Genomic DNA, 7156 nt, shown 5'->3' on the forward strand with positions numbered 1-7156 from the left:
CCAGGGATGGCCCATTGCGGCGGCCCACGGATTCAAGCCTGCGTTCGGGCACACCGAGCCTAAGCGAGGTGCCGAGTGGTGGGGCAAGAGCGTTTTGCTTACTTTTGCGCTCTTCAAAAGTGAGCCGCCGTCAGGGCGGAACCCATAGCAGTCGTGACCGCAGAAACGGATATGTACGCGATCTGATCCAACATCCTGGTCGGCCCAGAGGCCGCCATCGGGGGCAAGCCCCCTCCCACAGTGGATAGCGTTCCAACATGAGAGTGCGGTCGAATGTGGGAGGGGGCTTGCCCCCGATAGCGCCCTCACAGGCACCCCACTTCTTCCTTATTCCTATAAGCCATAAGCACCGCACTTTGCGTGATATGGCCCGCCGACCTTTCCCGGTATGATGTCCGCCCCCGCAGTCTGGATTGCGAATACGCCATGACCTTGCAGTACCCAACAATCGCCGATTGCGTCGGCAACACACCCCTGGTCCGCTTGCAACGCATGGCGGGTGACACCAGCAATACCCTGTTGCTCAAGCTTGAAGGCAACAACCCGGCCGGTTCCGTCAAGGATCGTCCGGCGCTGTCGATGATCACCCGCGCCGAACTGCGCGGGCAGATCAAGCCGGGGGACACGCTGATCGAAGCCACCTCGGGTAATACCGGGATCGCCCTGGCCATGGCCGCCGCGATCAAGGGTTACAAGATGGTGCTGATCATGCCCGACAACGGCAGCGCCGAACGCAAGGCGGCGATGACCGCGTATGGCGCCCAGTTGATCCTGGTTACCCAGGAAGAAGGCATGGAAGGCGCGCGCGACCTCGCCGAACGCCTGGCGGCCGAAGGCCGTGGCCTGGTGCTGGACCAGTTTGCCAATGGGGATAACCCCGAAGCGCACTACACCAGCACCGGCCCGGAAATCTGGCGCCAGACCCAGGGCACCATCACCCATTTCGTCAGTTCCATGGGCACCACCGGCACCATCATGGGCAATTCGCGCTACCTCAAGGAACAGAACCCGGCGATTCAGATTGTCGGCCTGCAACCGATGGAAGGCGCGGCCATCCCCGGTATCCGCCGCTGGCCCGAAGAGTATTTGCCCAGGATCTACAACGCCACGCGCGTGGACCGCATCATCGACATGGCCCAGCGTGAAGCCGAAGACACCACCCGCCGCCTGGCCCGTGAAGAGGGCATCTTCTGCGGTGTGTCGTCCGGTGGTGCGGTGGCCGGTATGTTGCGCCTGTCCAAAGAAGTGGAAAACGCGGTGATCGTCGCGATCATCTGTGACCGAGGCGACCGCTACCTGTCGACCGGCATCTTCGACGAACCCAACTGATGGCCAAGCACGAGAGAGGCCTGCGCTTTCAACCGACGGGCGGCAGCCGGGCCCCTCAGATTCCCGTGGGCAAGAAACAACGCCTGACCATCGAACGCCTGGCCAACGACGGGCGCGGCATTGTGTTTTTCGAAGGGCGCACCTGGTTCGTAAACGGTGCGCTCGCCGGCGAAGAAGTCGAAGCGCGGGTGCTGGGCGCCCACGGCAAGGTGGTCGAGGCGCGCACCGAACGTGTGTTCACGGCCAGCGAACTGCGCCGTCCGGCGCCGTGCCCACATTTTGGCCGCTGTGGCGGCTGCAGCGTGCAACACCTGCCCCATGGCGAACAACTTGCGCTGAAACAGCGCATGCTCGCCGAGCAATTGTCCCGTGTGGCCGGTGTCGAACCGCAAGCGTGGGCTGCGCCTTTGAGCGGGCCGGAGTTCGGCTACCGACGCCGCGCCCGTGTGGCCGTGCGCTGGGATGCCAAGGCGAAGCAGCTTGAAGTAGGCTTCCGCGCCGTGGCCAGCCAGGACATCATCGCCATCGATGATTGCCCGGTACTGGTACAGGCCTTGCAACCGATCATGCAGCGTCTGCCGAACATGCTGCGCCGTTTGAGCAAGCCTCAGGCGTTGGGGCACGTGGAGTTGTTCAGTGGTACGGCCATCGCCGTGTTGCTGCGGCATATGGCACCGCTGTCCGAGGCGGACATGCAGGTGTTGAAAGAATTTTGCACCTTCCATGATGCCCAGTTGTGGCTGCAGGGCGAGGGCCAGCCGGAGCCGGTCGAGCCGGGTAACGCGCTCGGTTTCCGCCTGGAGGCGTGGGACCTGGAGCTGGCGTACCGGCCGGGTGATTTTGTGCAGGTCAATGCCGGGGTCAACGAGGCGATGGTCGCCCAGGCTCTGGAATGGCTGGCGCCGCAACCCGATGAACGGGTGCTGGACCTGTTTTGCGGGCTGGGCAATTTTGCCCTGCCACTGGCCAGGCAGGTACGTGAAGTCGTTGCCGTGGAAGGCGTGCAGACCATGGTGGAGCGTGCGGCACAGAATGCCCTAAGCAACAATTTGCATAATGCACGGTTTTTTCAGGCCGATTTGTCCCAGCCCCTGACTGACGCGGAATGGGCCAAACAGGGCTTTTCTGCGGTACTCTTGGACCCACCGCGCGACGGTGCCCAGGAAGTTGTGCGCAGACTTGCCACCCTGGGGGCCAGGCGCCTGGTGTATGTGTCCTGCAATCCGGCGACGCTGGCGCGGGACACGGTTGAGTTGGTCAAGCAAGGCTACCGGCTAAAGCGTGCCGGGATCCTCGACATGTTTCCGCAGACAGCGCATGTCGAGGCCATGGCGTTATTTGAAGCGGGCTAGGATGCCCGTTTAATCCGACTGGCCTGCAGTCTCCAGGGCCGTGAACTGCCAGGGAATCTGCAGCAAGGTCGGCGATGATTTTTGGCGCATCCAAGGTGCGTCGTAGGGAAGGTAAGCAAGATGGTACAGGTGAGAGCACACCAGCCGATCAACACCGACGGCAGTATCAATCTCGAGGCATGGCTGGATCATGCCGTCAGTGTCGACCCGGCACTGGACCGTGAAGCCTTGAAAGCAGCCTGCGAGTTCGCTCGTGAGTCTGAACAGCAGGACAATGCGGCCAAGAACCTGTGGGCGGAGGGCACTTCAAGCTTTCGTACCGGGTTGGAAATCGCCGAGATCCTTGCCGATCTCAAGCTGGACCAGGATTCGCTGATTGCCGCCGTGCTCTATCGCGGCGTGCGCGAAGGGCATATTCCGTTGCCGACCGTCAGCCAGCGTTTCGGCGCAGTGGTGGCCAAGCTGATCGACGGCGTGCTGCGCATGGCGGCCATCAGTGCCAGCCTCAGCCCGCGCCAGTCCATGGTGCTGGGGACCCAGGGCCAGGTGGAAAACCTGCGCAAGATGCTGGTGGCGATGGTCGACGACGTCCGCGTCGCGCTGATCAAATTGGCTGAACGTACCTGCGCGATCCGTGCGGTGAAAACCGCCGACGACGAAAAACGCAACCGCGTTGCCCGCGAAGTCTTCGACATCTACGCGCCGCTGGCGCACCGCCTGGGCATCGGTCATATCAAATGGGAGCTGGAGGACCTGTCCTTCCGCTACCTCGAACCCGATCAATACAAACAGATCGCCACGCTGCTGCATGAGCGGCGGCTCGACCGCGAGCGCTTTATCAGCGACGTGATGGGCCAGTTGCGTGCCGAGTTGCAGGCCACCGGCGTCGATGCCGACATCAGCGGGCGCGCCAAGCACATCTATTCGATCTGGCGCAAAATGCAGCGCAAGGGCCTGGCGTTCAGCCAGATCTACGACGTACGGGCCGTGCGTGTGCTGGTGCCGGAAATGCGCGATTGCTACACCGCGCTGGGGATCGTCCACACGCTGTGGCGCCACATTCCCAAAGAGTTCGACGACTACATCGCCAACCCCAAGGAAAACGGCTATCGCTCGCTGCACACGGCGGTGATCGGTCCTGAGGGCAAGGTGCTCGAAGTGCAGATCCGCACCCACGCCATGCACGAAGAGGCCGAGTTGGGCGTCTGCGCCCATTGGCGCTACAAGGGCACCGACGTCAAGGCCGGGTCGAACCAGTACGAAGAGAAGATCTCCTGGCTGCGTCAGGTACTGGAGTGGCACGAAGAACTCGGCGACATCGGCGGCCTGGCCGAACAGCTGCGCGTGGATATCGAACCGGACCGGGTCTACATCTTCACCCCCGACGGTCACGCTATCGACCTGCCCAAGGGCGCCACGCCGCTGGACTTCGCTTACCGCGTGCACACCGAAATCGGCCACAACTGCCGTGGCGCCAAGATCAACGGCCGCATCGTGCCGCTCAACTACAGCCTGCAAACCGGTGAGCAGGTCGAGATCATCACCAGCAAGCACGGCACGCCGAGCCGCGACTGGCTGAACCCGAACCTGGGGTATATCACCACCTCACGGGCACGGGCGAAGATCGTCCACTGGTTCAAGCTGCAGGCCCGCGATCAGAACGTCGCCGCCGGCAAGACCCTGCTCGAACGCGAACTGGCGCGCCTGGGCCTGCCCCAGGTGGACTTCGACAAGCTGGCCGAAAAGGCCAACATGAAGATCGCCGAAGACATGTTCGCCGCCCTCGGTGCCGGCGACCTGCGCCTGGCCCAGTTGGTCAACCTGGCCCAGCAACTGGTGGAGCCGGAGCGTGGCAACGAACAGCTGGAACTGATCCCGCGCAAGGCCACCGGCTACAAGCCTGGCAAGCGTGGCGATATCCAGATCCAGGGCGTGGGCAACCTGATGACGCAAATGGCCGGTTGCTGCCAGCCGTTGCCGGGCGACGCCATCGTCGGCTACATCACCCAGGGCCGCGGCGTGAGCATTCACCGCCAGGACTGCGCCTCGGTGCTGCAACTGGGCGGGCGCGAGCCGGAGCGGATCATCCAGGTCAGCTGGGGCCCGGTGCCGGTGCTCACCTATCCGGTGGACATCATCATCCGCGCCTACGACCGTTCCGGGTTGCTGCGTGACGTCTCGCAAGTGCTGCTCAATGAGCGGATCAACGTACTCGCGGTCAACACCCGCTCGAACAAAGAGGACAACACTGCCCTGATGTCCCTGACCATCGAGATCCCGGGGCTCGACGCGCTGGGGCGGTTGCTGGGGCGGATTTCCCAGCTGCCGAACATCATTGAGACGCGGCGCAATCGCACCCCTGGGTGAACGCAGTTAAATAATGTGGGAGGGGGCAAGCCCCCTCCCACACTGGATCTTCAGTGGAAAGAGATCGATGTATTCACTAGACGACCTGCTACACCTGATGAACCGCCTGCGCGACCCGCAATACGGGTGCCCGTGGGACATCAAGCAAACCTATGCCAGTATCGTGCCGCATACCCTTGAAGAAGCCTACGAGGTGGCCGATGCCATTGAGCGCGGCGACTTCGATCATCTGCAAGGCGAGCTGGGCGACCTGCTGTTCCAGGTGGTGTATTACAGCCAGCTGGCGCGTGAAGAAGGGCGCTTCGAATTTGCCGGGGTGATCGACAGCATCACCCGCAAGCTGATCCGGCGTCATCCCCATGTGTTCCCTACCGGCGATCTTTACGCACCGCTGGATATCCCGCAGTTGAGCGAAGAGCAGGTCAAGCAGCGCTGGGAGCAGATCAAGGCCGAGGAGCGCGCGGAAAAATCCGACGCGCCCGAGCAACTTTCCTTGCTTGATGATGTGCCCGCCGCCTTGCCATCGCTGTCCCGTGCCGCCAAATTGCAAAAGCGCGCGAGCCAAGTAGGTTTCGACTGGCCGTCGGCGTTGCCGGTGGTGGATAACGTCCGCGAAGAGCTGGATGAAGTGCTCGAAGCCATGGCCGATAACGACTCGGCGGCGATTGCCGATGAGGTGGGTGACCTGTTGTTCGCAGCGGTCAACCTCGCCCGTCACCTCAAGGTGGACCCTGAAACCGCGCTGCGCGGTGCCAATGCCAAGTTCGAGCGACGTTTCCGATTTATCGAACAGGCATTGCGCGACACGCACCAACCCATAGAAGATTGCACCCTCGAAACGTTGGACGCCCTGTGGGGCGAAGCCAAACGCCAGGAAAAGACTATATCCAGCTGCGGTTGAGCAGTTGCCCAAGTGAGTAAGCACCATGAGCCTTTCCCTTCGCGACCAGTTGCTCAAAGCAGGTCTGGTCAATCAAAAGCAGGCCAAGCAGGTCGGCAAAGAGAAGCAGAAACAGCAGCGCCTGGTCCACAAGGGCCAGGCTGAGGTCGATGACACTCAGGCGCGCCTGGCCGCCGAGGCGCACGCCGAGAAGGTCAAGCGCGACCAGGAGCTGAACCGCCAGCAGCAGGAAAAAGCCGAGGCCAAGGCCCGTACGGCCCAGGTCAAGCAATTGATCGAAACCTCGCGGCTGCCAAAGTTGACCACCGAGGACTACTACAACTTCGTGGATGACAAGAAGGTCAAGCGCCTGTCGGTCAACACGCTGATGCGCAATAAACTGAGCAATGGCTCCCTGGCCATCGTGCACCACGGCGGCGGCTACGAAGTGATCCCGCGCGAAGCCGCGCTGAAGATCCAGGAGCGCGCGCCGGAGCGTATCGTTCAGCTCAACCTCCTGACCGAAAGCCAGGTGCCGGATGAGGACGATCCGTACGCCGCCTACCAGATCCCGGATGATCTGATGTGGTAAGGCTGTAGAAACGACAAACCCCGCCAACAGGCGGGGTTTTCGTTTGCAGGCGGCCCGGCTGCGTGGGCCGGACGTCTACGCGATTTCGGAATTTCAGGAGCCTTGTGCCTGGCGTTTCATCTCAAGCGATTCAAGTTCGTTTTTATAATTATGAGCATCGCTCTCGTTGTGAAACATGCCGACCAGCAAATCTTGTTGATGTACATCCCAGATGTGAATCCCGTGGCCTAGTGCTTCGTGGGACATATGTTCATCGTCGCGTTCAGTTACTTTTACAGTCATCTGCTTGCTCCAATCTCTGGTTGATCTGCGGCAAGTCGTCGCAGGCCTTTGTTATATGATTTGTTAGCTTGCTAAGTAAACCGGTTTTGCGTGCAACAATTCATTGCAGGAAACGCAACAGTGCTGCAGGCCATGTAAACCGTGGCATTTGGTCGCAGGGGGTTGGGTTAGATGACAAAAGTTTCATGTTTGGGGGCAGGCTACTGACGCCATCGGGGGGCATAGGTACCCACACAACTCAGCAGCGCCCAACCGTAACCACGATGCGAAGCGAGTCGCTCTTGATCTTGATCTGCTTTTGATCCTAGGCGCCCCGTTAAACCACGCTGGCCGAACGCAGGCTTGAATCCGTGG

General features: G+C 61.5%; 6 protein-coding genes. 5 read left to right on the plus strand and 1 reads right to left on the minus strand.

Annotated features, from left to right (window positions below; all coding sequences use genetic code 11):
* Nucleotides 1-426 precede the first annotated feature (426 nt).
* The 5 genes from cysM to J1G34_RS26755 all read left to right on the plus strand — a co-directional run bounded on the left by cysM (nucleotide 427) and on the right by J1G34_RS26755 (nucleotide 6520).
* A complete protein-coding gene (cysM, locus tag J1G34_RS26735; RefSeq protein ID WP_065893748.1) occupies nucleotides 427-1329 on the plus strand; it encodes a cysteine synthase CysM in 903 nt (300 codons plus the stop codon).
* On the plus strand, nucleotides 1329-2681 hold the full coding sequence (gene rlmD / locus J1G34_RS26740) for a 23S rRNA (uracil(1939)-C(5))-methyltransferase RlmD (RefSeq protein WP_122561467.1): 1353 nt from the start codon (nucleotides 1329-1331) through the stop codon (nucleotides 2679-2681). The genes cysM and rlmD overlap by 1 nt, the downstream gene beginning before the upstream one ends.
* A 120-nt stretch (nucleotides 2682-2801) precedes the next feature.
* Nucleotides 2802-5048, plus strand: coding sequence for a GTP diphosphokinase (relA, locus tag J1G34_RS26745; protein WP_065893746.1), 2247 nt, complete (start codon nucleotides 2802-2804; stop codon nucleotides 5046-5048).
* Between the two features lie 67 nt (nucleotides 5049-5115).
* Entirely contained in the window at nucleotides 5116-5949 is an 834-nt protein-coding gene (gene mazG / locus J1G34_RS26750; protein WP_222994856.1) for a nucleoside triphosphate pyrophosphohydrolase, read from the plus strand.
* 25 nt (nucleotides 5950-5974) lie between these two features.
* A complete protein-coding gene (locus J1G34_RS26755; RefSeq protein WP_057011833.1) occupies nucleotides 5975-6520 on the plus strand; it encodes a DUF2058 domain-containing protein in 546 nt (181 codons plus the stop codon).
* A gap of 93 nt (nucleotides 6521-6613) precedes the next feature.
* Here J1G34_RS26755 and J1G34_RS26760 read toward each other — a convergent pair whose 3' ends face one another.
* Entirely contained in the window at nucleotides 6614-6802 is a 189-nt protein-coding gene (locus tag J1G34_RS26760) for a hypothetical protein (RefSeq protein WP_065893744.1), read from the minus strand.
* Nucleotides 6803-7156: the final 354 nt, after the last annotated feature.

Source organism: Pseudomonas sp. Wu6 (assembly GCF_019891515.1).
Lineage (GTDB): Bacteria > Pseudomonadota > Gammaproteobacteria > Pseudomonadales > Pseudomonadaceae > Aquipseudomonas > Aquipseudomonas orientalis_A.

Bases quoted from the DNA above. Each gene is read 5' to 3' on its own strand.
- rlmD (WP_122561467.1), top strand. From the start codon at position 1,329: ATGGCCAAGCACGAGAGAGGCCTGCGCTTTCAACCGACGGGCGGCAGC.
- cysM (WP_065893748.1), top strand. From the start codon at position 427: ATGACCTTGCAGTACCCAACAATCGCCGATTGCGTCGGCAACACACCC.
- J1G34_RS26760 (WP_065893744.1), bottom strand. From the start codon at position 6,802: ATGACTGTAAAAGTAACTGAACGCGACGATGAACATATGTCCCACGAA.
- relA (WP_065893746.1), top strand. From the start codon at position 2,802: ATGGTACAGGTGAGAGCACACCAGCCGATCAACACCGACGGCAGTATC.
- mazG (WP_222994856.1), top strand. From the start codon at position 5,116: ATGTATTCACTAGACGACCTGCTACACCTGATGAACCGCCTGCGCGAC.
- J1G34_RS26755 (WP_057011833.1), top strand. From the start codon at position 5,975: ATGAGCCTTTCCCTTCGCGACCAGTTGCTCAAAGCAGGTCTGGTCAAT.